Below are 26439 nucleotides of genomic sequence, written 5' to 3'. Positions count from 1 at the left end.
AAGTTGGCAGCAGAGCGCGAACCCAAGCTATTGCCCGAGCCCCGCGGAGGGGTTCCGGATGTCATCGACGACTTGGAAAACTACAAGCGCATGTGCCGGGCATATGCCCAGGCGGACGGGCCGCTCGCAGCCGACGCTGAACGCGCGTCAGGCTTCCGTTACGGCCAGGAGGACTATCTGGTCCAGTTCAAGCGGCAGGGGGCCGGCATAGCGCTGGTCGATCCCGTGGCACTGGCCAAGGCAGGCGGATCCTGGCGGGATTTCGATGATGCCGTGGGGCAGGCTCCGTGGATCATTCATGACAGCCGGCAGGACCTGCCTGGTTTCGTGGAATTGGGCATGACGCCACGGGGCCTGTTCGACACCGAGCTCGCAGCGCGCATGCTGGGTTTGCAGCATGTAGGCCTGGCCGCAGTCACCGAACACTATCTGGGACTGTCTCTGGCCAAGGAGCATTCCGCCGCGGACTGGTCCTACCGTCCCTTACCCAGGGACTGGCGGAACTATGCAGCGCTGGATGTCGAACTTCTGATCGAGCTCGAGGAGGCCATGGCCAAGGACCTCAAGGAGCAGGGCAAGGACGAGTGGGCCAGGCAGGAGTTCGACTGGCTCCTGGTCGACGGGTCCAAGCGCAAGAAGCATGGCGAACAGCCCTGGCGGCACATTTCCCGGATCAACGTCCTGCGCAAGGACCGCAGGGGGCTGGCCATAGCACGCGCCCTGTGGACGAGGCGGGACCAGCTGGCCCGGGAGCTTGACATCTCACCTTCCCTCCTCCTGTCGGATGCGGCCATCATCGAGGCGGCTATGGTCAAGCCACGCAACGGCCGGCAATTCCGTTCCATCCGATCCCTGAACGAACGGGTGCGCATGCACACCGGGGGGGAGCAGGACAAGATGTTCGAGCGGTATGCCCCCATCCAGCGTTCGGTCAAGCCCAGTGTGTGGAGCAGGACGATTCTTGAGGCCTTGCAGGAGGGGGAGGACCAGCTACCAAGGCCACCCAAGCCCCGGCAAGAGGGCGAGGAGGGGAAGGGGCCGCGATCGATGAAGGTCTGGAAGCGCCATCCCGCCCGTTACCAATGCCTGAGTGCGGCACGTAAGGCGGTGGCGATGATCGCGCAGGACACCCGCACCCCCTCGGATATCATCCTCAAGCCGCAGTATTTGCGAGACTTGTGCTGGACCGATGAGCCGGAGCGCAGGGATGTGTCAGAGTTCCTGTCCCTGGAGGGGGCCCGTCCCTGGCAGGTTGCACTGGTGGGCGAGTCCGTAAGTCGAGCTATCATGTAAAGGTTGCTGAATTGGCAGAAAACTGGCAGTTACCGGCAGACCAAACGGTTGTGATGAATTGGAGCGCAGCGTGAAAATCAGCGTGAGGAATCTTGAGCCCACCAAGGTCAGGCTCACCATTACCGTCGATGGGGACGAGTTCAAGCCCTATTTGGACGAGGCCCGCAAGGAGATCGGCAAGCAGGTGAATGTGCCTGGCTTCCGCAAGGGGCATGTGCCTGGCCCGATCATCGACCAGCGTATCGGTTTCGCGACCGTCGCAGGTGAAGCCGTCAACCAGGGTGTTCCGGAGCTTTATTCCAAGGCTTTGGCCGAGAAGGAGCTGCATGCGATGGCGCAGCCCCAGATCGACGTGAAAGAGCTGCCCGAGTCCGCCAAGGACGACACCAAGCTCAAGTTCACCGCCGAGGTGGAGGTTCGCCCCAAGTTCGAGCTTCCCGACCTGGAGGGGATGCAGATCGAGGTCGCCAAGCCAGAAGTCACCGATGAGGATGTCTCCAAGCGTCTTGACGCGCTGCGTCAGCGCTTCGGCACCCTGGTCTCCGTTGACCGGCCGGCCAAGCAGGGCGACTTCGCGTCAATCGACCTGGAAGCAGTCATCGACGGCGATTCGGTGGATTCCCAGCAGGGTGTCTCCTACGAGCTGGGTTCGAATACCATGCTCGATGGACTGGATGAGGCCCTTGACGGCCTGTCGGCCGGTGAGGAGACGACCTTCGAGGGGACCCTGGAGGCGGGGGACCACCAGGGTGAGAAGGCCCAGGTCAAGGTCAAGGTGAATTCGGTCAAGGCGGAGGAACTGCCTGAGCTGGATGATGAGTTCGCCAAGGAGGCCTCCGAGTTCGAGACCCTGGATGAGCTTAAGGCCGACGTGCGCAAGCAGAGCGAGCAGGACGCCGAAGGCCGCCAGGCGACCGATGCCCGCGATGCCTTCATCGCCAAGCTGGAGGATGGTTTGGAGATTCCCGTCCCCAAGGGCGTCAAGGAGTCCATGGTCGCCGACCAGCTCAAGAACGCCGGCAAGGATGGGAAGTCCGCCTCGAAGGAGGAGAAGGCCGAGGCCGAAAAGAAAGTGGAGAAGGAGCTGCGCGACCAGATGGTGCTTGATGCCCTGGCCGAGAAGATGCAGGTCTCCGTCACCCAGGTGGATGTGACCAACTTCCTGGCCTCCATCGCCCAGCAGTACGGTATGGACCCTTCCGCCTTCATCAACGCCATCGTGCAGAACGGTCAGCTGTCCTCCGCCGTGCAGGAGGTGGGACGTTCCAAGGGCATGCTCGCCGGCATGCGCGCTGTGACATTCAAGGACTCCGACGGCAAGGAGCTCGACCTGTCCCGCTTCCTGGGCGAGGAGGAGTCGGTGGCTGAAGAGGACGAGGAAGAAAGCGTGCAGGCCGCATCTGCCGCTGCGGCCGTGGCTGACCACATCAACCAGACCGATGCCGAGGATGACGAGGCCGAAGCCAAGTAGTAGAAGCGGGCGCCGCAGTAGGGCGCATTCGCCGATGCCGCGTCCTGCGCTCGAACCGGGTGGAGATCCGATTGGGCGTAGGGCGCGGCTTTTTGCGCACGGAGCGCAACGGATGGTATGCGTCGCAGCGGGGCGGTAATCTCGAAGACATGGAATGCATATCAAAGGAGACACGGTGAGCAATACACTCGCAACACTGCCGGTCATGGAGGAGGGGGAGGCGCCTTCGCCGACAGATCCGATCTTCAACCGCCTGCTCAAGGACCGCATCATCTGGCTGGGGGATGAGGTCAAGGACGCGAACGCGAACGTGATCTGCGCCCAGATGCTGATGCTGGCCGCCGAGGACCCGAAGAAGGACATCTGGCTCTATATCAACTCGCCTGGCGGTTCCATCACCGCCGGCATGGCCATCTATGACACCATGCAGCTGATCGAGCCCGACGTGGCGACCGTGGCGGTGGGTATGGCCGCATCGATGGGCCAGTTCCTGCTGACATCCGGGACCAAAGGCAAGCGCTTTATCACCTCCCATGCCCGGGTGCTTATGCACCAGCCTTCGGGCGGTGTGGGCGGCACGGCCACCGACGTGCGTATCAACGCCGAACTGATCATGGACATGAAGCGGACCCTTTCGCAACTGACGGCGGACCAGACCGGGCACACGCTCGAGGAGATCTACCGGGACAACGAATACGACCACTGGTTCAACGCCCAGGAGGCGTTGGAGTATGGCTTCGTCGACAGGATCGTGACCACGCACGGCACGATGCGCGCCGACAAGGGGGAGTGAACATGGCATCTGAAGAAGCACAATTCGTAGCCCGGGCCCAACGCCTGGCGGGTCCGGCTGGCATGGCGGCGATGAGCCCGCAGAGCCGTTATGTGCTCCCCCAGTTCGAGGAGAAGACACCCTACGGCTTCAAGAGGCAGGATCCTTACACCAGGCTGTTCGACGATCGGATCATCTTCATGGGTGTGCAGGTGGATGACACCTCGGCCGATGACATCATGGCACAGCTGCTGGTCCTGGAGAGCCAGGATCCCAACCGCGACGTTATTATCTACGTGAACTCGCCGGGCGGTTCGATGACGGCCATGACCGCCATTTACGACACCATGCAGTACATCAAGCCGGATGTGCAGACCGTCTGCCTGGGCCAAGCCGCTTCCGCTGCGGCGGTGCTGTTGGCTGCTGGCACGAAGGGCAAGCGGTTGATTCTGCCGAACGCCCGGGTGCTGATTCATCAGCCGGCCATGCAGCAGGACTTCGGTAAAGCCACGGAGATTGAAATCCAGGCGAAGGAGATGCTCCGCATGCGTGAGTGGCTGGAGAACACACTGGCCAAGCACACCGGGCAGGATGTGGAGAAGATCCGCAAGGACATAGAGGTGGACACGATTCTCACGGCCAAGGAGGCCAAGGAGTACGGAATGGTCGACGAGGTCCTGGAGAGCCGTAAGTAAAGGACGTACTGATCACGGCGGTGGCCTTCGGACCGGGGTGATGCATCCCCGGCCCGAAGGCTTCGTCGTCACGGGCATCATTTCCCTTATCGACCTTCGACCACATTCTCCTGGTGGCTGGCCGGGCGAGGTGACCGTCGCGTAAGATGGGTGTGCCGGTTCAGAGGAAGGATGCCGATGGGGCGCGTCGTCAACTACAACGAGGGGATTTCCCGTTGCGATTTCTGCGGTAAGAGCGAGCAGCAGGTCAGTAAGCTGATCAAGGGGCCCTCTTCCGCCATCTGCGACGAGTGCGTGGCCCTGTGCGTCCAGATGCTTTCAGAGGATAGGTCCCGCGAGCATGGGAGGGAAGAGCTCGCCCCGCCTGTTCCCAGCCGCATTTTCGACTACCTGAATCGATATGTGGTGGGGCAGGACGCCGCCAAACGTACGCTCGCGGTCGCGGTGTACAACCATTACAAGCGCGTAAGGATGGAGCGGGAACGGTCATTGGCGAGCATGAGCCTAGGGCGGCATGGGCAGCAGGATGAGGACGCCATGGCCGAGATCGGAGCGGATGACGGAGTCGACCTCGATCAGGTTGAGATCGACAAGTCCAACATCCTCCTGCTCGGGCCCACCGGTGTGGGCAAGACCTACCTGGCACGGTCCTTGGCGAGGATGCTGCATGTACCTTTCGTCATCACCGACGCTACGACCCTGACGGAAGCCGGCTATGTCGGCGATGACGTGGAGACCGTTCTGCAACGGCTGATTCAGGCTGCTGACGGGGATGTGGATGCCGCGCAGCAGGGTATCATCTACATCGACGAGATAGACAAGATCGCCCGCAAATCAGGGCAGAGCACCTCCATCACCAGGGACGTTTCAGGCGAGGGGGTCCAGCAGGCGCTTCTGAAAATCATCGAGGGAACAGTGGCTTCGGTGCCGCTTGACGGATTGCGCAAGCACCGGGAGCGCGAGACTGTGCAACTGGATACGCACGGCGTGCTGTTCATCTGCGGTGGGGCATTCGTGGGGCTGGAGGACATAGTCCAACGCCGATTAGGCTTACATGAGTCCGGTTTCGCCGCTTCCTCCCGGGACAGCGAGGTGACTCGTGAGGAGATGCTGCGACGGGTGAACGCGGATGACCTGGAGACGTTTGGTCTTCTGCCTGAATTCGTCGGTCGTCTGCCGGTCATCTCCACCCTTGAGCAGTTGGACACGGCGCAGCTACGGCGTGTGCTGACCGAACCTGACAACGCTGTGGTCAGGCAGTACCAGCGTATGTTCATGGACGACGGTGTGGAGTTGACCTTCACCGACGGGGCATTGGATGCCATCGCCGCCAGCGCCAGTGAGGCCGGTGTGGGGGCGAGGGGTCTGCGCGCGATCATCGAGCGCATCCTGGAGGGGACGATGTTTGAGATTCCGGAGCGTGACGATGTGGCATGCGTGCTGGTGGATGTCGATGCCGTCCAGGGACGTCGGCCCCCGCGCTTCCTGCCGTTGGAGGATATGGAAGTGTCCGGAGGGCGCAGGGCAGCCTGAGCGGTCGGGAATCATGTGGACCATTGGCGAGCGTACGGTCGAAAGGAGGATTCATGGGCAGGCGGAAGGCCGTGGTGGTGACCCACCAACGGGTGCGTTCCAGCCCCATTGTGGCTGAGGCCCTGGGACAGCTGGGCAAGGCGGGTTTCAGCGTCTCGATTGTCGACAACAGTGAGGCGCCGGCCTTCGGCGAACCCTACCAAGTGGTGGAGGATGATACCGAGATCGTCATCGTCCTGGGGGGTGACGGCACCATCCTGCGCGCCGCCGAGCTTGTCAAGGCTTCCGGGGTGCCGGTGCTGGGCGTCAACCTGGGGCACGTCGGATTCCTGGCGGAATTCGAGAGCTTCCAGATAGGCGAGGCCATGCGTCGGGTGGCCGACCATGATTACTCTTTGGACGAGCGGATGGTCGAGCATGTCGACCTGTGGTTGCCAGGCGCCGATGAACCCTTGCAGGACCGGGCCCTGAACGACATGACCCTGGAACGCAACGACCGGGGCAAGATGATTGAAGTCAGTGTACGGGTGGACAACGTGGAGATGTCCTCCTACGGCTGCGATGGTGAGATTGTGGCCACGCCTACCGGATCGACGGCCTATGCCTTCTCGGTCGGTGGTCCTGTAGTATGGCCGGATGCCCAATCCTTGCAAATGATACCGATAGCTGCCCACGCCCTGTTCGCGCGTCCGCTGATCATTGGCCCACGTTCCGAATTCTCGATCGACCTGCTGGCCGACTCGCCTTCCGACGGTTGGATCTGCTGTGATGGAAGGCGGCAGCTGCTTGTTCCCCGGGGGTCCAGGGTGCGGGTGAGGCAGTCGTCCGATGTGCTGCGTTTGGCACGTCTTTCAGGTGTGTCGTTCACCGAACGTTTGGTGAGCAAGTTCGACCTGCCTGTCGTCGGCTGGCGCGAGCAAGGTCGCGCAAGCGCAGTACCGGCTAGGAAGGAGCGGCCCTGATGCTGGAGGAACTTGAAGTACGCGACCTGGGACCCATCCGTCATGCCATTTTGGAACCGGCCCCCGGGATGACCGCCATCACCGGAGAGACAGGCGCCGGCAAGTCGATGCTATTGAATGCGATAGGCCTCATATCGGGCGCCCAAGCGCAGACGACCCGGGTGGCACCGGGTCAGGATGCCGCTTGGGCGCAAGGCGTCTTTGGCCTGTCCGCTGATTCCCATCTGCTGCCTGCCTTGGAAGAGGCAGGACTGCAGCCGGAGGACGGACTACTCTACCTGGCTAGATCCGTCCCGGCCAATGGTCGGTCCCGCTCCCTGGCGAACGGAAGGACAGTGCCGCGCTCCCTCCTTGCTGATCTGAGCGGGCGACTGGTCACCATTCACGGGCAGTCCGATCAGATGCGGATGGCCTCCCCGGCCCGGCAGCGCGATTTTCTGGATACCTATGCGGCGGATCAGGAGGAGCGTGGGTCCTACAGGCAGGCGTGGGAGCGTTTGCAAGCCTTGGAGACGAAGCTTGCAAAGCTTCAGGACCAACAGAATGAAGCCATCCAGCAGGCCGATTATCTGCGGGAGTCAATCGCCCGCATCGAGCGCGCGGACCCTCAGCCGGGTGAGGATGCCCGGCTCAAGGAGCAGAGGGACCGTATCGAGCATGCCGCACAGATTTTGGAAGGGGTGACCGGCGCCCTGGCAGCCCTGGACTCTTCGCAGCTGGATCTGGAGGCTGAGGCGCCAAGTGCGGCCGGATTGATCGACCAGGCCATCCAGGCCTTGAACTCATCCGGTGTGGACGGGCTTTTCGACGAAAGCGTGGCCCGTCTCAAGGCGATGAGCGCAGATCTGGCAGATGTGGTCTTCACCCTGAGCCGGCAATTGGATGGCGAGGGTAAAGACGGTGATCTGGACAAATTGAACGCCCGCATCCATGAACTGGATGAGCTGAAGGGGCGCTGGGGCCCCTCGATAGAGGATGTGATTGCCTGGAAGGAGAAGGCGGCATTCCAACTGGAGGACATGGACGCTTCACCTGAGAAGGTCGAGGCCTTGCAAAAGGAGTGTGAAAGCGCAAAAGCAGCGGCCTTTGAAGCGGCGCAGGCGCTTTCAAAGAAACGCAAGGCGGCCGGGAAGGCTCTGGGCCGGAGGGTCGGCGATGAACTCGGGGCCCTGGCCATGGGTGGCGCCGGACTGGAGGTACGTGTGCGCGAGCGCGAAGATGGCGGTCTCGATGCCCACGGCCTGGACGATGTGGCATTCCTCTTCACACCATTCCCGGGGTCGCCTCAGCTGCCCATGGGGTCGAGTGCGTCGGGTGGTGAGCTGAGCAGGCTCATGCTGGCCATGGAACTGGTCGCCGCCGAAGGCCGGGGCATTGGTAGCCAATCAGGTGCAGAGGCAGAGCGGGCCACCTTCATCTTTGACGAAGTCGATGCGGGTGTGGGTGGCAAGGCTGCGGTGGAGCTTGGCAAACGTCTGGCCCGTCTGGCTCATAGCGCCCAGGTCATCGTCGTCACCCACCTGGCTCAGGTGGCCTCCTGGGCCGACCGCCAGTTCGTGGTAGCCAAGGAGAGCGGCAGCGGGTCGACAACCACCAGTGTGTCCGAGGTCGCAGGTGAGGGGCGCGAACGGGAGATCGCCCGCATGCTGGCGGGCAGTGAATCCGAGACTTCGCTGCGGCATGCCCGTGAACTCCTGGATGCGAGTCGTCTGTAGTGCTCTTGGAGCGCCAGTGGGTGCCGGTGTCGGTTTTTCGAAGGGAGTGGTGTGTGTCTTACAAAGGTCACGCGGCCAAGAAGCCTGCAGCAGGCGGTGTGAACGCCGGTAAGGGGGCGATCTTCGACCTGGATGGGACACTGTTGGATTCGATGGGGGTGTGGACGGAGATAGACCGGCGATTCTTCGACCGACGGCGGATCGAGATGCCGGCCGACTATGCGCACACCGTTTCCTCTATGCAGACCGCTGCCATCGCCCGTTATACGATCGAGCGATTCGGTCTGGACGAGGAGCCCGGCGACCTGGTGGACGAGTGGGACGACGATGCTCAGCTCCTGTATGCGACGGTGGTGAAGCCGAAGCCTCATGCCTTGGACTATCTTGAAGCATTGCGGGCCAGTGGTGCCCGACTCGCTGTGGCCACGAGCCTGCCGCCCCGACTGCGCAAGGTGGCCTTGGAGCATGCCGGCATGACGGAGTGCTTCGACCATGTGTGCAGTGTGGATGATGCCGACAGTGTGGGCAAAGGGGAGCCGGCTGTCTATCTGCACGCTGCACGCATGCTGGGTGTTGAGCCTCGACGGTGCACGGTATTCGAAGATCTGCTGGTGGCGGTCGGCTCGGCGCGCCGGGCAGGCATGAAGGTCTGGGCCATGTATGATGATTCCTCCGCGAGCGACTGGGAACGCATCGCCGAGCAGGCCGATGGCGCGATCCGCGATTTCGCGCAGGCGCCCGCAGTGCTCTGAACCGCGTGACAACCGCCGGGCAAGATGTGGTTGTAAGTGAACTGTTATGGTTCCGACTTGCACAGTCACTCGCACTGTTATATAGTTCTGTATGACAGATATACAGTTCGCCGGCCTGGCCTGGTTCGCCCGGTGACGAACGGACTGCCACAACAGTCAAGAAAGGGGTTCGGATGAAACTGATCATCTCATCCATCTCCGGTCAACCCATCTATCAGCAGATAGAGCAACAGATTCGCGACGCGGTCCTGTCCGGTGAGCTCGTTGCAGGGCAGGCCCTGCCTTCCCTGAGGAGCCTAGCCAAGGAGCTGCGCATATCCGTGCTGACCGTCACCCGCGCTTACAACGAACTTGCCCAGGAAGGGCTTCTGGAGAACATCCAGGGCAAGGGTACGTTCGTGATGAGCCAGGGGAGCGAACGCATGCACGAGCAGCTGCTTGAGCAGGTGCGAACCAATCTGGATCGAGCGGTGAACGCAGCCATGCAGGCGGATGTCGGCATGGATGCCCTGCATGACATGCTCGACCAGGCGGCGGGTGCGAATCCGACCGCCACCGGCTGAGCGGTGGGTCCCACACGCAAGGAGCAAGCATGAATGACAACAGCGGGGGCGGTATCCAGTACGCCCTGAGGGTCAACGACGTAGGCAAGCACTATCCGTCGGACAAGGGCGGATCACAGGGGCGAACGTTCAGCCTGGACGGGGTGACCTTCGACCTGCCCATGGGTTATATCATGGGCCTGATTGGTCCCAACGGGGCGGGGAAGTCCACCCTGATCCGTCTGCTTCTCAATATGGTCAAGCGCGACCAGGGTTCGATCAAGATACTGGGCATGGACAACCTTCTTCAGGAGGAAGCGGTCAAGACCCAGCTGGGCGTGGTGTTCGATACTTCCTATTTCATCAACCTGTGGACAGTGGACAGGTGCGGCAAGGCCATGGCGCCTCTCTATCCCAATTGGAGCCAGACGGTTTTCCTGGACTACCTGCAACGGTTCGGACTCGACCCGGCTAAGAAGGTCAAGGAACTCTCCCGGGGAATGCAGATGAAGTTGATGCTAGCTGTGGCTTTGAGCCACGATGCCCGGCTGCTGGTCCTGGATGAACCTACATCGGGGCTGGATGTGCTGGCCCGCGATGAACTGATGAATCTTCTGGCCGATTATATCGCGGACGGGCGGCACTCGGTGCTGTTCTCCACCCATATAACCACAGACTTGGAACGCTCCGCAGACTTCATCACCTACATCAATGACGGTTCACTCTACTACACGGGCCCACGCGATGAATTCGAGGACGCCTTCGTCCTGCTCCACGGAGCGCCGGGCGATGTAAGCCAGGCGCAACGCTCTTTGGCTCTCGGGCTGCGTGAATTCTCCACCGGTTTCGATGCCCTGGTGGCCGTTGAGCATGTAGGGGCTTTCCTCGCCGCCGGACAGGACGGGCCGACCACTGCCCTCGCCGACCCGGACCGATACAGCCAGGAGCGCCCTGGATTCGATGACATTTTGCGGCTGACGGCCAGACGGAGCAAGGCCCCCCAGGGCAACACGGGAGTCGTCACAGCGGCCGCCGATTATGATACGGAGGTGGAAGCATGAACGGAGTGGTTTCGCAAGTCAGACTTGACAATGCGCGAATGATGTCCTATGGGCGTTTCAGGGGCAATCTGTTGCTGGTCTACCTGGCTCCACTCATGGCCCTGGTCATGGGGCTGATCGGCGACAAAACCGAGGAAACCGCTTCCGGTATCCTCGGTGGCATATGCGGCGGCCTCTCTCCTCTGACCATCATCTACTGCGTCTGGCCGTTCATGCTGACCGAGCAATACGGCGACAGCCGTATCGATGGAATGATTCCGATCTCCCGCATGCAGCAGGTGGTGGGACGCTATATCATGGCGGGATGCACCATACTCGCTGATGCTGTGGGGCTGGCCTTGGCGGTTCCCGTGCTGAAAATGATAGGCTCTCCGGTGCCTCCTAGGTTGTGGCAGTTCGACGGATTGCTACTGCTGGTCGTGTCGCTGCTGGTCCTGATCGCCATGCCTTTCTTCTACCGGTACAGCACCATGACCATGATGAAAGGCATGGCGATCGCGATTGTAGGTATCGCCGTCTTGTACCTATTGCTCTCCAGGCTTCCTGTGGATTGGATGCATATGCTGAGCACGATAACGGCTTTCCTGTCAGCATCCGCAGTGCGGACGGTATTGTTGGCAGTTCCCATCGCCGTCGCCTGCGTGGCGCTGTCTATACTGGCTTCCGACCGCATGTATGGGAGCAAAGAACTCTGAAACGGCGCTTATGAACTCCGTTGGACCTCCGGGTCTTGGTCTGCAGGCTGTTGGGCGCAGACGTTCGGCAGGTGGGGGGGGGGGCAGATTTCCAAGCCTGATTCGTCTCACTGTGGTCAAGGCGGATATTCGTCTGTCGGCCGGCTTAGCCCGGCAGGGCACCTCATCAGAGCATTCGCACGAATCGCATAGCGCGCGGCCCGTCGGGAACATTCCCGGCGGGCCGCGCGTGCAATCAGCACGCGTGCGTGGGTGGTTACTCCAGTTCGAGGGCTCCGGTGTAGAGCTGGTAGTATTCTCCCTTTTCGGCGATCAGCTGGTCGTGGTTGCCGCGCTCGATGATGCGGCCGTGGTCCAGGACCATGATCACATCGGCGTTGCGCACCGTGGACAGGCGGTGGGCGATCACGAAGGTGGTGCGGCCCTTCATCAGGTTGTCCATACCCTGTTGGACCACTTCCTCGGTGCGGGTATCTATTGAGGAGGTCGCCTCGTCCAGGATCATGGCCGGCGGGTCGGCGACCGCGGCGCGGGCGATGGAGATCAGTTGCCGTTGGCCCTGGGACAGACCGGAGCCATCGCCTTCCAGCACTGTCCGGTAGCCGTCGGGCAACATGCGGATGAAGGAGTCGGCGTTGGTCAGTTTGGCGGCCTCCATGCATTCCTCGTCCGTGGCGTCCAGGCGGCCGTAACGGATGTTGTCTAACACCGTGCCGGTGAAGAGGTTCACATCCTGCAGGACGATACCCAGGGAGCGGCGCAGGTCGGGTTTGCGGATGTTCTTGACATCAATGCCGTCGTAGAGGATTTGTCCTTCCTGGATGTCATAGAAACGGTTGATCAGGTTGGTGATCGTGGTCTTACCGGCGCCGGTCGCGCCTACCAGGGCCATCTTCTGCCCGGGCTTGGCGAACCAGGTGATGTCGTGCAGGACGGGTTCGGCCGGATCGTATCCGAAGGTGACATCGGTGAAACGCACGTCTCCCTTGAGCAGGGTGTATCGTCCGTCGGGGGATGTGACTGCCACCTCTCTGGCCTTTTCGGCCACTTTCCGTGCGTCACCTTCAAGTTTGGCGGCGGCCGCCATGGAGCGTGTGCCGTCGTCGTCCTCGGCTCGCTTCCAGGCCCAGTGGCCGGTCTCATGGTCCACCTCGCTCATGGTGTGTCCGTCGGATCCAAGCTCGACCGAGACCAAACGGACACTGCCACCGTCCGTTTCCACCGGTTCATCCATCAGCGCGAAGATGCGGGAGGCACCTGCCAGGGCCATCATGACCATGTTGAACTGCATGGACACCTGGCCGATAGGGTTAACGAAGGAGCGTGACAGGGTGAGCAGGGATATGATCGTGCCCAGGGTCAGGGGGCCGCTGCCGGACAGTCCGACGTTGCCCCAGCCCATGACGCCGGCAAGTCCGCCGAGGATGGCAAGAATCACATAGAGCAAATAGCCCATGTTACCCACCACGGGCATGGTGATGTTGCCATAGGTGTTGGCCTCGGCCGCGGCTTCGAAAAGCTCCTCGTTACGGGAGCGGAACTGTTCGGCCGTGACCTCCTCATGGTTGAAGACCTTGATGACCTTCTGCCCATTGACGGCCTCCTCAACAAAGGCGTTGACCTGGCCTATCGCCTGCTGCTGCTTGACGAAGTAGAGGCCGGAATGGGTCACGATCCGGCGGACCACCAGGATGAGCAGGGCCGTGAAGGCCAGGGTGAAGAGTGTGAAGGGGATTGAGAGCCAGAACATGGAGACCAGGGCGGCAAGGGCCGCGACGGCCGATGAGAACATCTGCGGGAAGGACTGGGAGATGGCCTGGCGCAGGGTGTCGGTGTCGTTGGTGTAGCGGCTCATGGTATCGCCGTGTCCGTGGGAATCGAAGTAGCCGATGGGCAGGTGCTGCTGGTGGGCGAACATCTCGTCGCGGATGTTCTTGAGCGTGCCCTGCTCCACCTTGATGATCAGCCAGGACCAGAGCCAGGAGGAGAAGGTCCCGACCGCGTACAGGCAGGCCATCAGCGTCAGGATGCGGATCAAAGGCCCCCAGTCCGGGTTCGGGGCACCGACGAGGGGCAGGATGTAGTGGTCGATGAGGGTCTGCAGGAAGAGTGCCGAAGCGGCCTGGGCCGCAGCTGAGGCGAGGATGCATACGACGATGACCGCCACCTGCCATTGGTAGTGCAGTATATAGGAGAAGATGCGCTTGGTGGTGCCAGGCGCGGCTTTCTGCATGGCCGGACGGCCTGGACGTTGGTCGCTGTTGGCTGGCTGGCTCATGCCTTCTCCTCCTCCTGGCCCGGCTGGCGGGTCTGTGATTCGTAGATGGATCGGTATTCGGGGCAGCTTGCGAGCAGCTCGGTATGGGTTCCCCGGTCGATGATCCGCCCCTCCTCCATCACGATGATTAGGTCGGACTCCTCAACGGAGGCGACCCGCTGTGCGATGATGATCTTCGTGGTGTCGGGGATCTCATCCCGGAAAGCCGTGCGGATCAACTGGTCGGTCTTGGTGTCCACGGCGGAGGTCGAGTCGTCCAGGATCAGGATCCTCGGAGACTTGAGCAGGGCGCGGGCGATGCACAGGCGCTGGCGTTGGCCGCCAGAAAGGTTGGAGCCTCCTTCATCGAGCATGGTGTCGTACTTATCCGGTAACTCCTGGATGAAACCGTCGGCCTGTGCCAGCCGGCATGCGTGGCGAAGCTGCTCATCCGTGGCTTCCGGATTTCCCCAACGCAGATTCTCGGCGATGGTGCCGGAGAACAGGACGTTTTTCTGAAGGACCATGGCCACCTGGTCGCGCAGGACTTCCAGATCGTATTCGCGCACATCGTGGCCGCCCACCTTGAGCGACCCCTCGGTCACGTCGTAAAGACGGGGGATGAGTTGGACAAGACTGGACTTGGCGGAACCGGTGCCCCCTACGATGCCGATGGTCTGGCCGGAGGGAATCGCGAGGTCGATGTCGTCCAGGACAGGCCGTTCGGATGTGTCTGAGTAGCGGAAGCCCACATGGTCGAACTCGATCGAACCATCGGGCACTTCGTCCAAGGGATGGACCGGGTCCACCACCGTGGAGCGTTCGACCAGCACCTGGCAGATGCGCTCGGCCGAGGCCTGCGAGATGATGACCATCACTACGATCATGGCCACCATGTTCATAGCCATCAGGATCTGCATGGTGTATGTGACCAGGGCGGTCAGGTCGCCGGTCGTGAGTCCCATGGCGGCGTTGTTGCCCGAGGCGACGATCTGCCGGGCGCCCAGCCAGGAGATGAGGACCAGGGCGGCGTAAATGCAGAAGTTCAGCAGGGGCACCGTGAATGACATGATGTGTTCGGCGCGCATGAAGCCCCGGTAGATGGCCATGGAGATGCGGCCGAACTTGCCTTCCTCGTGGTCCTCCCTGTTGTAGGACTTGACGACGCGGATGCCTTGCAGGTTCTCCTCGACCACACCGTTGAGGTGGTCGTATGTGTGGAAGATCCGCTCGAAGATGGGGTGGACCCAGACCGACAGTCCGATCAGCCCGACCCCCAGAATCGGGATGGCGGCCAGGAAAATCATGGAAATGGAGGGCGATATACGGAAGGAGAAGAGCCAGGCCACGATGACCATGATGGGCGCGCGCACCCCAACGCGGATCACCATCTGGTAGGCGTACTGGAGGTTGGTCACGTCAGTGGTGAGCCTGGTGATGATGGAACCGGTGGAAAAGCGATCGATGTTGGTGAACGAAAAGGACTGCACCTTGTCGAACAGGTCGTGCCTCAGGTTCTTGGCGAAACCGGAGGAGGCGATCGCCGCGTATTTGCCGGACATGAAGCCGCAGAACAGCGAGAGCGCTGAGCAGGCCACCAGGATCAGTCCGAACTTGGTGATGTTCGGCATGGAACGACCCGAGACACCGTGGTCGATCAGCCCGGCCATGATCGTGGGTATCACGATTTCGAGGACGCTTTCGACGAACACATATCCGGGTGCCAGCCAGCTGGCTTTCCTATACTCTCGCAAGGACCTCAACAGGGTGCGCACCAAATGCTTGGGCCGTTCCTGACGGATGACGGTCTTGGTTCCGCCCTGTGTGGCTTCGTTCACAACCCCTCCTCTTTCTGTCCCGCTTGGGCTTGCCATCGATCGCTGTAAGCGGGGCCATCCGTCTGGATCGGTCCAAAGCAGTATGCCGAACCGGGTGCAGTTGGCCGCCGCGGGCCTTCATGCGGGTAGGGGAACGGCCGCTGCGATGTACTCGCGGATCTCCGCCAGGCAGCGATTCACATACGTATATCTAAAGTATATGGGCCCAGCAGACAGGACGGTGCCCAGTCATAGTTCGGTGCCGATGTTGGATAGGGCCTGGGGTACGGCGGGAACGTATGGGCTGGCGGGTGGGTGACGCTGACGGATGCCTGGCAGGGTGGACGTATCCAAGGTCGGGGACTCCGCTGGAGGCTGAAAGCCCTCCAGGACCGGGCGCTTACCGGTCCTTGAGGTGGCACGCAATGACGCAGGCTGCCTATTTCCCAAGGCGGCAGGTGTCCTGGGCTCTCCAAGGGAGGTGTGATAGGCGCAAACAGGGGAGGACAGGCAGCAGGCATGGGCCTGCAATGCGCTCGACTGCCAAGCGTCACCATTCGCGATGGTCCGTGTTCGGCCGTCGGACTGAATGCACATGATCTGGTGGGACTTCAGTACGGACGCGTATCGAGGTCATGGGAGCCAACGTGGATCCGGGCAAGCAGCATGTATCCAAGCCCGATGGATCCGGATCGGCACTTGGGGGACCCTTTCCTTATAGCAGAGACCGTGGCAGGTGGGCGTGAGCCGAGACGACCGGGGCGGCGCTGGTCTACAATCATAGACGAACCAGCCTCAAGCATGGGCTGACGGCAGGTGAAGGAGGGTCATGGATCCTGAGGAATCCTCGACTGATGCCGGATGGGACGCACAGGCAGGCCAAGCTGTCCTGGGCCAGGTCTGCGCCCTGGCGGACCGCGCGGCGGCCGCCCAGGCCGAACTGGCCCAGACCGATGGCGAGACCCGTAGGGAGCTGCTGGAGGTGTTGGCCGACACCCTTGTGGCCGGGGCGGTTGAAATCACGCAGGCCAATGCAGCCGATATCGACGAGGCTTTTGCCTCGGGCATGGACCAGGGGCTTTTGGACCGTCTGCGTTATGACCAGGAGCGGGTTGCCGCCTCCGCACAAGCCATTCGGCAGGTGGCCGCCCAGCCAGACCCCCTGGGGCAGGTGGTCCGTGGACATCAGATGCCCAACGGCATGCGGTTGGAACAAATTCGGGTCCCCCTCGGTGTGGTGGCCGTGATTTACGAGGCCCGGCCCAATGTGAGTGTGGATGTGGCCGCCCTGTGCATCAAATCAGGCAATGCTGTGCTCCTGCGGGGCGGGCATGCGGCGGCGCGCACCAACCGGGCCATTGTGGAGCTGCTCGGAAGGGGCTTGGAAAGCCAGGGGTTCCGGCCCGATCTGGTGTCCAGCGTGGACCGCTTCGGGCGGGCCGGCGCCCGTGCCCTGATGTCGGCCCGTGGCCATATCGACCTTCTGGTTCCGAGGGGAGGGCGGGCCCTGATTGCCAGTATCGTCGAACATGCCAAGGTTCCTACGATCGAGACCGGTGCAGGCAATGTTCACATTTATGTCGACCGCTCGGCGGACCTGGATCAGGCCGTGCCGATCATAATGAACGCCAAGACACAGCGGGTGGGCGTATGCAACGCCGCCGAGAAGCTGATCATTCACCGGGATGTGGCCCGTGACTTCCTGCCCCGTATCGCCAGGGCCTTGACCCAGGCCGGTGTCGAGCTGAGGATGGACGCGGTATCCAGGGATTTGCTGGAACGGGTGCCAGGAGCCTCCGTACTCCCGCAACAGCTGTTGAGGCCCGCCGGCCCTGATGACTGGGATCGGGAATATCTGGCCCTTCGCATGGGGGTCAAGGTCGTTGACTCGATTGAGGAGGCCATCGACCACATCAACGCGCACTCGACCGGGCATACAGAAGCCATCCTGGCCCAGGACTATGCGGCTGTCACTAGTTTCAGTTCGCGCATCGATTCGGCGGTGGTCATGGTCAACGCCTCCACCCGCTTCACAGACGGTGGCGAATTCGGTATGGGAGCCGAATTGGGCATTTCCACGCAGAAGCTCCATGCCCGGGGCCCGATGGGTCTGCGGGAACTGACGACGACCAAGTGGATAGGCTACGGGACAGGGCAGGTGCGCGTGTGAATTCGAATATAAAGGATCTGAAGGCAAAGGAGGCCGGCAACCCGAAAATCTGGCTGCGGGTGGCCTCCGAGCGGCTCAGCCAGCTGCGGTATGTCTACCTGGTGCAGATCGAGGACGGAATTCCCACCGCCGATCAGCGTGCCTGCCTGGAATACGCGGACGCGGTTCTGATCGGATGGCCCGACGAGACGGACGAACAGGTAGTCGACCTGGAGGAGGGTGCTCTCGACCAGGTTCGGGAGATCATCATCGAGATGGAAGGGCGGATTCCGAGCTTTTGCAGGCTGGAACGGGAGGGGGAGATCGACAGGCTCTCGGGATGCCTGGTCACGCTCACCGAGTGTGTGGCCCAGGTGCGTCGCCACTATCAGCCTGACTTTCCGCTGCCGACCTACCAGGAGATCCACCAGGTGGTCCAGCAGGAATGGAACGAGGACATGAGCAGGATAGACCCGGACCAGGTGACCTCGCCCCAGGAGGTCAGGCAGATGCAGGAGCATCCCGAGGAGAGTGTGGGTGAGCATGTGGGCACCGGGCTGGCAGGGGACCTGCGGGAGCAGGATGTGCCGGGGGCCGAGCCGGATGACCGAGGGGATTCGAGGCGGGCCGAGGCATGAACCATACGAAATCCGGAGCCGGGGCCGCACCGCCGCCTCACGGACGCAGCATGTCCAGCCTCGACCTGCCCAGGGGCGCGGACGGATATGGCGGGCCTGTCCGCCGACCTTCCCCCGTCCATGGCCACCGTCGCGGTCGCAGCCGCCGTCTGGGCATCATGGGTGGCACATTCGACCCCATCCACAACGGGCACTTGGTGGCTGCCTCCGAGGTTGCCTGGGTCTATGACCTGGATGAAGTGGTCTTCGTGCCCACCGGCCGTCCGGTCTTCAAGCTCGACCAGCAGGTAACCAACGCTGAGGACCGCTACCTGATGACGGTGATCGCCACTGCTTCGAATCCCAAGTTCACGGTCTCGCGGGTGGACATCGACCGGCCGGGTGTGACCTACACGATCGACACCCTGCGCGACATCCATGCCATGCGTCCGGACTGCGAACTCTACTTCATCTCCGGCGCTGACGCGGTGGCCGAGATCATGCGCTGGAAGGACGCAGGACATATGTGGGACCTCGCGCATTTCGTGGCGGTCTCCCGCCCGGGCTACTCCTCCAGCCTGAAGGGGCTGGAACTACCTGCGCACCGTGTCGACATGATCGAGATCCCCGCCCTGTCCATTTCATCGACCGATGTGCGCCGGCGAGCCGCCCGATCCATGCCGGTTTGGTACCTGGTGCCGGACGGAGTGGTCCAATACATCAACAAACACGGGCTGTACCGTGGGCAGGCCCCCAGGTCCCAGGCGTCCCCCGGCGACTGACACGGCGGCGTCCGGCTGTCATCGCGGCTGGCTACGATGGAGGCGTTGCTTCAACGACACCAACGTTTGGAGATATGGTGAGCACAATCCTCAAAGGCAGGCCCGGTAAGAACCTCATCCTGGTGACGGGCAGGACCCACCCCAAGTTGGCCGCCGATGTGGCCGACCAGCTGGGTATAGAGGTCCTGGAGACCACGGCCTACGATTTCGCCAACGGTGAGATGTACGTGCGGTACACCGAGTCGGTGCGCGGAGCGGACGTATTCGTCCTCCAAAGCCATGCCGACCCGATCAACAAGTCCATCATGGAACAGCTGATCATGATTGATGCCCTGAAGAGGGCCTCCGCACGTTCGATCACAGCGGTCTGCCCGCTGCTCGGTTACTCGCGGCAGGACAAGAAGCACCTGGGCCGCGAACCCATCTCCTGCAGGCTCATGTTCGACCTGCTCAAATCCGCTGGCGCGGACCGCATCATGTCCGTCGACCTGCATGCCGCTCAGTCCCAAGGCTTCTTCGATGGCCCCGTGGACCACCTGATCGCCATGCCGGTCCTGGTTGACTATGTGCGTGACCGGTTGGACCTGGGCAATGCGGCTGTCGTCTCACCGGATGCCGGCCGTATCCGTGTGGCCGAGCAGTGGGCTCAGCGCCTGGGCGGGGTCCCCCTGGCCTTCATCCACAAGACCCGCGATATCACCCAGCCGAACAAGGCTGTGGCCAACCGGGTGGTCGGCGATGTGCGCGGGCTGGACTGCGTGCTGGTCGACGATCTGATCGACACGGGCGGCACCATTGCGCAGGCCTGCTCGGTCCTGAGGGAGGCCGGCGCCAAGTCCATCACGGTCGTAGCCACCCATGGCGTACTGTCCGGACCGGCGGTGGAGCGGCTCAAGGCCTGCGACGCCCGTGAGATCGTTCTGACCGACACCGTGCCGATACCCGAGGAGAAGCGCTGGGACGGCATGACCGTCCTGTCGATTGCCCCCTTGCTCGCTTCCGCCGTCAAGGCCGTGTTCGAGGACGGGTCCGTGGCAAGGCTCTTCGACACCTATCCCGCCCATCATGGACAGGGTTTCCTGTTCGCCTGATCGCAGGCATCCGATGCGTCATCCGTTTCGGGGCGTGGCGCATCGGGGGGATGTGGCATAATTGAACAGCGGCGGGGTCCACCCGCCCTTCCCCCATGGTGTAATGGCAGCACACGGGTCTTTGGAACCCTTAGTCTTGGTTCGAATCCAGGTGGGGGAGCTTGCAGCTCGCCGATCCCCTCGGGGCAGGCCCCGGCAGGTCGGCGGCCAACCGAAAGGAAGCAGTTTGGCAGTCAAGACCATCGAAACCTGGCTCACCGACATGGACGGGGTCCTCGTCCACGAGAACACGGCCCTGCCGGGGGCGGCCGAATTCATCGAAACGCTCAAGCAGAACAACCGGCGCTTCCTGGTGCTCACCAACAACCCCATATACACCCCCCGTGACCTGTCGGCACGATTGGGACGCTCCGGAATCGACGTGCCGGAGGAGAACATCTGGACCTCAGCCCTCGCTACCGCGGATTTCTGCGCCCGGACCATCCCCGGAGGCTCGGCCTACGTGATTGGGGAGGCCGGTCTGACCACGGCCCTGCATGAGGCGGGTTACATCCTCTCCGACCAGGATCCCGATTACGTGATCCTGGGGGAGACACGTACCTACTCCTTTGAATCCATCACCACGGCCATCCGCTTGATCCTTGGCGGCGCCCGTTTCATCTGCACGAACCCGGATGCCACAGGGCCCAGTGATTCCGGTATCCTTCCCGCGGCCGGTTCCGTGGCCGCCCTGGTGACCCGGGCGACCAATCGCGAACCCTATTTCGTCGGTAAGCCCAATCCCATCATGTTCCGCACGGCCTTGAACCGTGTAGGGGGCCACTCCGAGACCACGGCGATGATCGGCGACAGAATGGACACCGATGTGGTCGCCGGTGTCGAGGCGGGTCTCAACACCTTCCTTGTCCTGACGGGCATCACCCATCGCAAGGAGGTGGAGACCTTCCCTTTCCGCCCCGACCAGGTGGTGGACTCCATCCAGGATCTGATTCCGATTGCTGAGACCGGGGAAGTGGAACTGTGAGCAAGGCGGAGGCACTGTCCGCGGCCATCATCCTGGCGGCGGGTGAAGGCACCCGCATGCGCTCGGCCAAGCCGAAGGTCCTCCACGAACTGGCCGGCAGGACCTTCCTCAACCGGGTGATGGACGCGGTCGACAAGCTGGGGCCCGACATTCTGTCCTTGGTCGTACGTTACCAGGGTGAACGCGTGGCCGAAGCTGCCCGTAGCTACAACCAGCGGGTCACCATTGTCGACCAGGATGATATACCAGGAACCGGGCGCGCTGTTCAGTGCGCTCTGAATGCGTTGAAGGACAAGCTTGGGCACCATGGAACCGTCCTCATCACGGCATCGGACATGCCATTGCTGGACGAACGGACTCTGAAAGGTCTGATGGATTTCCACAGGAGCCAGGCGGATGGGGCCACGGTCCTGACCACCATGCTCAAGGATCCCACCGGCTATGGGCGCATCATCCGCGACCAGGACGGGCAGGTCCTGCGCATCGTCGAGCAAAAGGATGCTACCGGCACCGAGCTGGCGGTAAAGGAGGTCAATACCTCCGTCTATGTATTCGACCTTGAAGTGCTGAACGGTGCGATCGCGGGGCTCAATGACCGAAATGTGCAAGGCGAGTTCTACCTGACCGATGCCCTGGAAGCCGCACGTTCGGCCGGACGGGTGGGGGCCTATGCGGCGCCTGACCCGCTCAGCGTCGAGGGAGTGAACGATCGGGTGCAGCTGGCGCACCTTGCAAAGGCCCATAACCGTCGTGTCTGCGAGCGATGGATGCGGCAAGGGGTCACGATCCTGGATCCTGAGAGCACCTGGATTGAGGATGACGTGATGATCGGGAGGGATGCCACGATATTGCCGGGCTGTTTCCTGCATGGGGCTACCAGCATCGCCGAGGAGGCAGTCATCGGGCCCAATACGACGCTGATCGATGCGCGGATCGGCCGTGCCGCCAGGGTGGAGCGCTCCCGCGTGCAAGAAAGCACGATCGGGGCTGAGGTCAACATCGGCCCTTGGACATACCTGCGGCCAGGCAATGATTTGGCTGCAGGCAGCAAGGCCGGGGCATTCGTCGAGATGAAAAAGGCGAGTATCGGTGAACAGTCGAAGGTGCCACATCTGAGCTATATCGGCGATACCTGCATAGGCCAGGGCAGCAATGTCGGCGGTGGTACGATTACGGCAAATTATGATGGTGTCCACAAGAACCGTACCGAAATCGGCGGAGGTGTCCACGTGGGTGCCGGCAACCTGTTCGTCGCCCCCGTCAGTGTCGGTGACAATGTCACCACAGGCGCTGGTTCGGTGATTCGGCATGAGGTGCCTGATGATGCAATGGTCTACTCGGAGAATTCCCAGCACATGGTCGAACATTGGAGGCCGGCATGGGAACGTGGGGATGAGTCGCCCTCGGAGCGGTGAACGGCAAGCGGTAGGGTAGGATGATTGGACAGCGCAGCGAACAGGTGTTGCGCACTAGGTAAGAGGTAGATCAGTGCCAGCATTGCAGAAATCGATTGACGCCGTACGGGTGGCGGCCAAGGCCGCCGACGAGGGTAAAGCAACGGATATCGTGGCTTTCGATGTCTCCGAACCACTGGCCATCACCGATGTGTTCATGGTGGCTTCCGGGGACAATGAGCGACATGTGCTCGCCATCGCCGACGGCATCGAGCGGCGACTCCACACTGAACTGGGGCTGTCACCCCGGTCGCGTGAGGGTTTGGAGGAAGCCCAGTGGATTCTGCTGGATTACGCTGACTTCATCATCCACATCATGCATCAGCGCGCCAGGCAATTCTACGACCTGGAACGCTTATGGAAGGACTGTGTGGAAGTGGATCTGGGTCTGGGGCGGGATTCGTCCGTAGACAGGCAACCGGTTGGTACTGATGGCGTAAGCGAAAGTGAGTCGGCGGTATGAGTGGGGATGGACGGGACGGCGATGCCGTACGTCATGTTGGCAGTATCACTCTGGTTCGTCATGGCAGGACATCATATAACGCCGAAGGTCGGATGCAAGGGCAGATTGATATCCCCCTCGACCGGGTCGGCCTCTGGCAGATCAGACAGACTGGGGCCGCCTTACGGGAGGAATATGTAGATGGACGGGAGCGCCGACAATTGGTCGTTGCCTCTGATCTGTCCAGGGCATATACGACAGCGAAGGCCTTCGCGCAGCCGCTAGGTCTGAAAATCCATGCGGACAAAAGGCTCAGGGAGCGCAGCTTCGGCTCATGGGAGGGTCTGACGATCGCCGAGGTGAGGGAGCGCTGGCCGGAGGATTTTCGTTCCTGGATGCTGGCCGGCGGAGGCGAACTCAGGCATGGTGCTGAAGCCAAGTCGGCGGTGGGTTTGCGAGGTCTGGCAGCATTGGAGGAGTGGGCGGCCGCAGCAGGTGATGAGACCGATTTATACATCTTCTCGCATGGCTCGTGGATAGCACAGACCATGCAGGCCTTGATGGGAATCAGCCGCATCCGGCCGGACCATGCAAGTTTCGGTTCCATGCGCAACGCACACTGGGCCCGATTCATTCCGCGTCCCTTGACGGGCAACGGGTTGCGCTGGAGCATGCAGGAATACAACAGGGGGCCTCTCGTGGCACGGGAGGCTGATTGGGATACACCCGATGAGGAACTGCTCTCTGACTGATGGTCGTTGCTTCGCGTCGGGGAAGGATTCCTCTGACGGATCCTGAGATGTGAGTGGTCCGCCCATGGCCGGGGGGGGGGGGGCTTGATGGAACTCCCCAAGTTCGCTGTTGGTGGACTGACGTGGTGCGGTGCGGGTTCCAGGAAACGGTCCGGTCGATATTGCGCACTGCTGACTGTGAAAGGAGTGGTGGTGAAGAAGTTCTTCCATGATTTGTCCTGGGCGCAGGTGTTCGCTGGGGCGTTGGCGGCTGTCACTTCCTTCTTCCTTTCGGCCAAGATCGGCATAGCGGGATCGGCCATCGGGGTGGCCGTGGGCTCGATAGTATCCGCGGTAGCCTCGCAGATCTACAAGAATGTGCTTGATGCTTCGACCCACCAGATTCAGAAGACCGTCATCGGGCCGGATGGACGTGAGGAGACCATCGGTACCGACGATGCGGATCTCGATGACGCCGCCGAGGGGGACGGGGGCACTACGGTACTGCCGCCCCCTGATGGTCAGAAGATGCTTGTCGGAGGAACCGGGGGCCAAACTGTCGCCTCCGGGCACACCGCAGTGGGGGCCGGCCATGCCAACGGCGCGGAGCTGAGTGAGACCGCAGCCATCCCGGCTCTTGATATGGGCGACAAGACCAGGACCATGCCAGCGGTGAAGGGTGGGGCATCAGACGGGATAGGGAGAAAGATCCGTTCGGCCCGTTCCGGCCCTGCAGGGGTCGGCGAGAGCACAGGCAGGACAGGCGGACGGTCCACAGGACACTTGCTGCGTGAATCTCAGCAGCAACGTAAAAAGCGCATGGTCATCATCGTTTCGGTTGTCAGTGCCTTGGTGGCCGTCATACTCTCGGCACTGGTCATCAATGCAGTGACGAAGGGCGAGGGTACCGACCATGTGGTGCGCGACATCGTCCGGCCAAGCCAAACGGTGCAGACACCGGCGCCTGATTCGACCGACCCAGAGCCCAAAACCGGACAGTCCCCGAGAACATCGGTAACTCCCCAGCATCAGGAGACGCCGACGGAGGGGCCGACGCAGGTGCCTGAGTCGACGGGCAGAGGGAACACCGATGCCAGTCCGACGCCGCAGCCCAGTCAATCCGGCCAACCAACCCAGACCGCATCTCCTACTCCTTCTCCTACCGGCGGACAGTCCACGCCTGGACCTTCGCCAAGCTCAAGTACGGGGGGCAACGCGGCCAAAGTGCCTGATCATAGTCGCATACAGTAGGCTGTAGGTCCATACAGCGTCGTGCAATCTGGACTGTATTCCCTGATTGTGAGGCGCTGTTGGCTTTCCTCAGCCAGGGGCTTTGGCAGGTGGAAGCGGTTGACGATTCGTTTGCCTGATGGTCCATAACAAATGGGTGGTTTTCCCGACACCCCCTGGTGCTTGAGGAGGTGCTATAGTTGGAATGTTGCTTTGGCGAGGGAAGAAACTTACGTTTCCTCCGTTATCGACTAGGCGTGATCTGTTGCCTGCTCATCTGAGCGGTGTTGGATTCGGCGCGTCGGTGCGCCAAGCTCACCCGTTAGTGACGATGAAGGAGACAACATGGCCAATACAATTACCCTCAAGGGCGAAGTACGCGATCAGTTCGGCAAGGGTGCGGCGCGCCGCATGCGCGTTGCCCAGCAGATTCCTGCCACGATTTACGCCGGGGGAGCAGAACCGGCTTTCGTGAAGCTGCCCATGCGGGAGACGACCCTGGCTTTAAGGCGTGCCAACGCCCTGTTCACCATCACTTTCGGTGGCGACACCAAGATGGCAGTCGTCAAGGATGTGCAGCGCAATCCGGTTAAGCGGCAGGTCGAGCACATCGATTTCTATGAGGTCCGTGCCGGAGAGAAGGTCGTCGTTGATGTGCCGGTCTTCATCACTGGTGAGACCAAGGGTGCGGCTGTTGCCTTCATCGACATGCAGAACCTGCAGGTCCGTGCGGACGTGGCCAACCTGCCCGAGCGCATCGACATCAGCGTCGAAGGACTGGCTGATGGCGATAAGGTGCTTGCCAAGGATCTCAAACTGCCGGAGGGCGCTGAGCTGGTCATCGATGACCTGGAGGATTCCGTGGTGACCGTTGAAGTGCCCAAGGAGGAGTCCGTCGAGACCCCGGTTTCGGCTGAAGCCGAAGAAGGCGAGGCGGCGGCCGACGGCGATACGGCTGAGGATTCAGCAGAAGAGGCTGCGCCGAAGGCTGAGTGAATGGGCTGATTGGATTGGACAGCTGAGCGTAGGATATACGCAGCTTCTGATTCTTTCATCAGTATCGCTTGGGGACCATGCTCCGGTCGGGCATGGTCCCCAAGCGATATCTACCCTCTCTCTTCCCCCCCCCCCCCCCCCCCCCCCCCCCCCCCCTCCCTCCCCCCCCCCCCCCCCCCCCCCCCCCCCTCCCCCCCCCTCCTTCCCCCCCCCCCCTCCCCCCCCCCGCTCCTGTCTTGTTTCCTCCCTTAGTCGTCGGTTGGTGGGCGGGCTGTGGGGGTGCGGTTGTCGGGTTGGCTTGGGCGTGTCGCGGGGGATGGCGTGCTGTCTGCGAGTACCTGGCGCGCCTTCGTGTGGG

General features: G+C 62.0%; 23 protein-coding genes and 1 tRNA gene. 22 read left to right on the top strand and 2 right to left on the bottom strand.

Features of this window, described 5'->3' with window-relative positions; all coding sequences use genetic code 11:
- Positions 1 to 3 precede the first annotated feature (3 nt).
- The 11 genes from CRD59_RS03090 to CRD59_RS03040 all read left to right on the top strand — a co-directional run bounded on the left by CRD59_RS03090 (position 4) and on the right by CRD59_RS03040 (position 11491).
- Positions 4 to 1293, top strand: coding sequence for an HRDC domain-containing protein (locus tag CRD59_RS03090; RefSeq protein WP_113853140.1), 1290 nt, complete (start codon positions 4 to 6; stop codon positions 1291 to 1293).
- 70 nt (positions 1294 to 1363) lie between these two features.
- Positions 1364 to 2764 (top strand): trigger factor, encoded by a 1401-nt coding sequence (gene tig / locus CRD59_RS03085; protein WP_113853139.1) that lies wholly within the window; start codon positions 1364 to 1366, stop codon positions 2762 to 2764.
- Positions 2765 to 2969: 205 nt separating this feature from the next.
- Positions 2970 to 3557, top strand: coding sequence for an ATP-dependent Clp protease proteolytic subunit (locus CRD59_RS03080; protein WP_201736539.1), 588 nt, complete (start codon positions 2970 to 2972; stop codon positions 3555 to 3557).
- 2 nt (positions 3558 to 3559) lie between these two features.
- Entirely contained in the window at positions 3560 to 4231 is a 672-nt protein-coding gene (locus tag CRD59_RS03075; protein WP_113853137.1) for an ATP-dependent Clp protease proteolytic subunit, read from the top strand.
- Between the two features lie 177 nt (positions 4232 to 4408).
- Entirely contained in the window at positions 4409 to 5764 is a 1356-nt protein-coding gene (gene clpX, locus CRD59_RS03070) for an ATP-dependent Clp protease ATP-binding subunit ClpX (RefSeq protein ID WP_113853136.1), read from the top strand.
- Positions 5765 to 5817: 53 nt separating this feature from the next.
- Positions 5818 to 6726, top strand: a complete 909-nt coding sequence (locus tag CRD59_RS03065; protein ID WP_113853135.1) for an NAD kinase — start codon at positions 5818 to 5820, stop codon at positions 6724 to 6726.
- A complete protein-coding gene (gene recN, locus CRD59_RS03060) occupies positions 6726 to 8441 on the top strand; it encodes a DNA repair protein RecN (protein ID WP_113853134.1) in 1716 nt (571 codons plus the stop codon). The genes CRD59_RS03065 and recN overlap by 1 nt, the downstream gene beginning before the upstream one ends.
- 53 nt (positions 8442 to 8494) lie before the next feature.
- Entirely contained in the window at positions 8495 to 9193 is a 699-nt protein-coding gene (locus CRD59_RS03055; RefSeq protein ID WP_269088368.1) for an HAD family hydrolase, read from the top strand.
- 173 nt (positions 9194 to 9366) lie between these two features.
- Positions 9367 to 9756, top strand: coding sequence for a GntR family transcriptional regulator (locus CRD59_RS03050; protein ID WP_113853133.1), 390 nt, complete (start codon positions 9367 to 9369; stop codon positions 9754 to 9756).
- 29 nt (positions 9757 to 9785) lie between these two features.
- Positions 9786 to 10796, top strand: coding sequence for an ABC transporter ATP-binding protein (locus CRD59_RS03045; protein WP_113853132.1), 1011 nt, complete (start codon positions 9786 to 9788; stop codon positions 10794 to 10796).
- The gene (locus CRD59_RS03040; protein WP_113853131.1) at positions 10793 to 11491 is read left to right on the top strand and encodes an ABC-2 transporter permease; all 699 of its coding nucleotides are present in this window, start codon (positions 10793 to 10795) and stop codon (positions 11489 to 11491) included. Before CRD59_RS03045 ends, CRD59_RS03040 begins: the two co-directional genes overlap by 4 nt.
- 256 nt (positions 11492 to 11747) lie before the next feature.
- Here CRD59_RS03040 and CRD59_RS03035 read toward each other — a convergent pair whose 3' ends face one another.
- Both CRD59_RS03035 and CRD59_RS03030 read right to left on the bottom strand, forming a co-directional pair.
- On the bottom strand, positions 11748 to 13769 hold the full coding sequence (locus CRD59_RS03035) for an ABC transporter ATP-binding protein (RefSeq protein WP_113853130.1): 2022 nt from the start codon (positions 13767 to 13769) through the stop codon (positions 11748 to 11750).
- Positions 13766 to 15586: an ABC transporter ATP-binding protein gene (locus tag CRD59_RS03030; RefSeq protein ID WP_236632687.1), complete on the bottom strand. Its 1821-nt coding sequence runs from the start codon at positions 15584 to 15586 to the stop codon at positions 13766 to 13768. The genes CRD59_RS03035 and CRD59_RS03030 overlap by 4 nt, the downstream gene beginning before the upstream one ends.
- A gap of 808 nt (positions 15587 to 16394) precedes the next feature.
- Here CRD59_RS03030 and CRD59_RS03025 point away from each other — a divergent pair.
- From CRD59_RS03025 to CRD59_RS02975, 11 genes are all read left to right on the top strand, one after another.
- Complete coding sequence (locus tag CRD59_RS03025) at positions 16395 to 17735, top strand: glutamate-5-semialdehyde dehydrogenase (protein WP_113853128.1); 1341 nt, start codon at positions 16395 to 16397, stop codon at positions 17733 to 17735.
- Entirely contained in the window at positions 17732 to 18352 is a 621-nt protein-coding gene (locus CRD59_RS03020) for a phosphoribosylglycinamide synthetase (protein WP_201736534.1), read from the top strand. The genes CRD59_RS03025 and CRD59_RS03020 overlap by 4 nt, the downstream gene beginning before the upstream one ends.
- Positions 18349 to 19113 carry a nicotinate-nucleotide adenylyltransferase gene (gene nadD / locus CRD59_RS03015; RefSeq protein WP_113853127.1) on the top strand — a complete coding sequence of 255 codons (765 nt, stop codon included), beginning with the start codon at positions 18349 to 18351 and terminating at the stop codon, positions 19111 to 19113. The genes CRD59_RS03020 and nadD overlap by 4 nt, the downstream gene beginning before the upstream one ends.
- 74 nt (positions 19114 to 19187) lie before the next feature.
- Positions 19188 to 20204 carry a ribose-phosphate diphosphokinase gene (locus CRD59_RS03010; RefSeq protein WP_113853126.1) on the top strand — a complete coding sequence of 339 codons (1017 nt, stop codon included), beginning with the start codon at positions 19188 to 19190 and terminating at the stop codon, positions 20202 to 20204.
- 89 nt (positions 20205 to 20293) lie between these two features.
- Positions 20294 to 20364: transfer RNA gene (locus CRD59_RS03005), tRNA-Gln, on the top strand.
- A 66-nt stretch (positions 20365 to 20430) separates the two neighbouring features.
- On the top strand, positions 20431 to 21228 hold the full coding sequence (locus CRD59_RS03000) for an HAD-IIA family hydrolase (protein WP_113853125.1): 798 nt from the start codon (positions 20431 to 20433) through the stop codon (positions 21226 to 21228).
- A complete protein-coding gene (gene glmU / locus CRD59_RS02995; RefSeq protein WP_113853124.1) occupies positions 21225 to 22643 on the top strand; it encodes a bifunctional UDP-N-acetylglucosamine diphosphorylase/glucosamine-1-phosphate N-acetyltransferase GlmU in 1419 nt (472 codons plus the stop codon). The genes CRD59_RS03000 and glmU overlap by 4 nt, the downstream gene beginning before the upstream one ends.
- A gap of 73 nt (positions 22644 to 22716) precedes the next feature.
- A complete protein-coding gene (gene rsfS, locus CRD59_RS02990; protein ID WP_113853123.1) occupies positions 22717 to 23145 on the top strand; it encodes a ribosome silencing factor in 429 nt (142 codons plus the stop codon).
- Positions 23142 to 23876 carry a histidine phosphatase family protein gene (locus CRD59_RS02985; protein WP_113853122.1) on the top strand — a complete coding sequence of 245 codons (735 nt, stop codon included), beginning with the start codon at positions 23142 to 23144 and terminating at the stop codon, positions 23874 to 23876. Before rsfS ends, CRD59_RS02985 begins: the two co-directional genes overlap by 4 nt.
- A gap of 192 nt (positions 23877 to 24068) precedes the next feature.
- On the top strand, positions 24069 to 25106 hold the full coding sequence (locus CRD59_RS02980; protein WP_113853121.1) for a hypothetical protein: 1038 nt from the start codon (positions 24069 to 24071) through the stop codon (positions 25104 to 25106).
- 324 nt (positions 25107 to 25430) lie between these two features.
- Positions 25431 to 26081, top strand: coding sequence for a 50S ribosomal protein L25/general stress protein Ctc (locus tag CRD59_RS02975; RefSeq protein ID WP_113853120.1), 651 nt, complete (start codon positions 25431 to 25433; stop codon positions 26079 to 26081).
- Positions 26082 to 26439: the final 358 nt, after the last annotated feature.

This window comes from Bifidobacterium xylocopae (assembly GCF_003315615.1).
GTDB classification, from domain to species: domain Bacteria; phylum Actinomycetota; class Actinomycetes; order Actinomycetales; family Bifidobacteriaceae; genus Bombiscardovia; species Bombiscardovia xylocopae.
Note: the sequence above shows the minus strand (reverse complement) of the source record. Positions and strands in the feature narration are given on the sequence as shown.

Bases quoted from the DNA above. Each gene is read 5' to 3' on its own strand.
- CRD59_RS03025 (WP_113853128.1), top strand. From the start codon at position 16,395: ATGGATCCTGAGGAATCCTCGACTGATGCCGGATGGGACGCACAGGCA.
- CRD59_RS02975 (WP_113853120.1), top strand. From the start codon at position 25,431: ATGGCCAATACAATTACCCTCAAGGGCGAAGTACGCGATCAGTTCGGC.
- recN (WP_113853134.1), top strand. From the start codon at position 6,726: ATGCTGGAGGAACTTGAAGTACGCGACCTGGGACCCATCCGTCATGCC.
- CRD59_RS03035 (WP_113853130.1), bottom strand. From the start codon at position 13,769: ATGAGCCAGCCAGCCAACAGCGACCAACGTCCAGGCCGTCCGGCCATG.
- CRD59_RS03045 (WP_113853132.1), top strand. From the start codon at position 9,786: ATGAATGACAACAGCGGGGGCGGTATCCAGTACGCCCTGAGGGTCAAC.
- CRD59_RS03010 (WP_113853126.1), top strand. From the start codon at position 19,188: ATGGTGAGCACAATCCTCAAAGGCAGGCCCGGTAAGAACCTCATCCTG.
- CRD59_RS03065 (WP_113853135.1), top strand. From the start codon at position 5,818: ATGGGCAGGCGGAAGGCCGTGGTGGTGACCCACCAACGGGTGCGTTCC.
- CRD59_RS03040 (WP_113853131.1), top strand. From the start codon at position 10,793: ATGAACGGAGTGGTTTCGCAAGTCAGACTTGACAATGCGCGAATGATG.
- CRD59_RS03080 (WP_201736539.1), top strand. From the start codon at position 2,970: ATGGAGGAGGGGGAGGCGCCTTCGCCGACAGATCCGATCTTCAACCGC.
- CRD59_RS02985 (WP_113853122.1), top strand. From the start codon at position 23,142: ATGAGTGGGGATGGACGGGACGGCGATGCCGTACGTCATGTTGGCAGT.
- nadD (WP_113853127.1), top strand. From the start codon at position 18,349: ATGAACCATACGAAATCCGGAGCCGGGGCCGCACCGCCGCCTCACGGA.
- CRD59_RS03050 (WP_113853133.1), top strand. From the start codon at position 9,367: ATGAAACTGATCATCTCATCCATCTCCGGTCAACCCATCTATCAGCAG.
- clpX (WP_113853136.1), top strand. From the start codon at position 4,409: ATGGGGCGCGTCGTCAACTACAACGAGGGGATTTCCCGTTGCGATTTC.
- CRD59_RS03075 (WP_113853137.1), top strand. From the start codon at position 3,560: ATGGCATCTGAAGAAGCACAATTCGTAGCCCGGGCCCAACGCCTGGCG.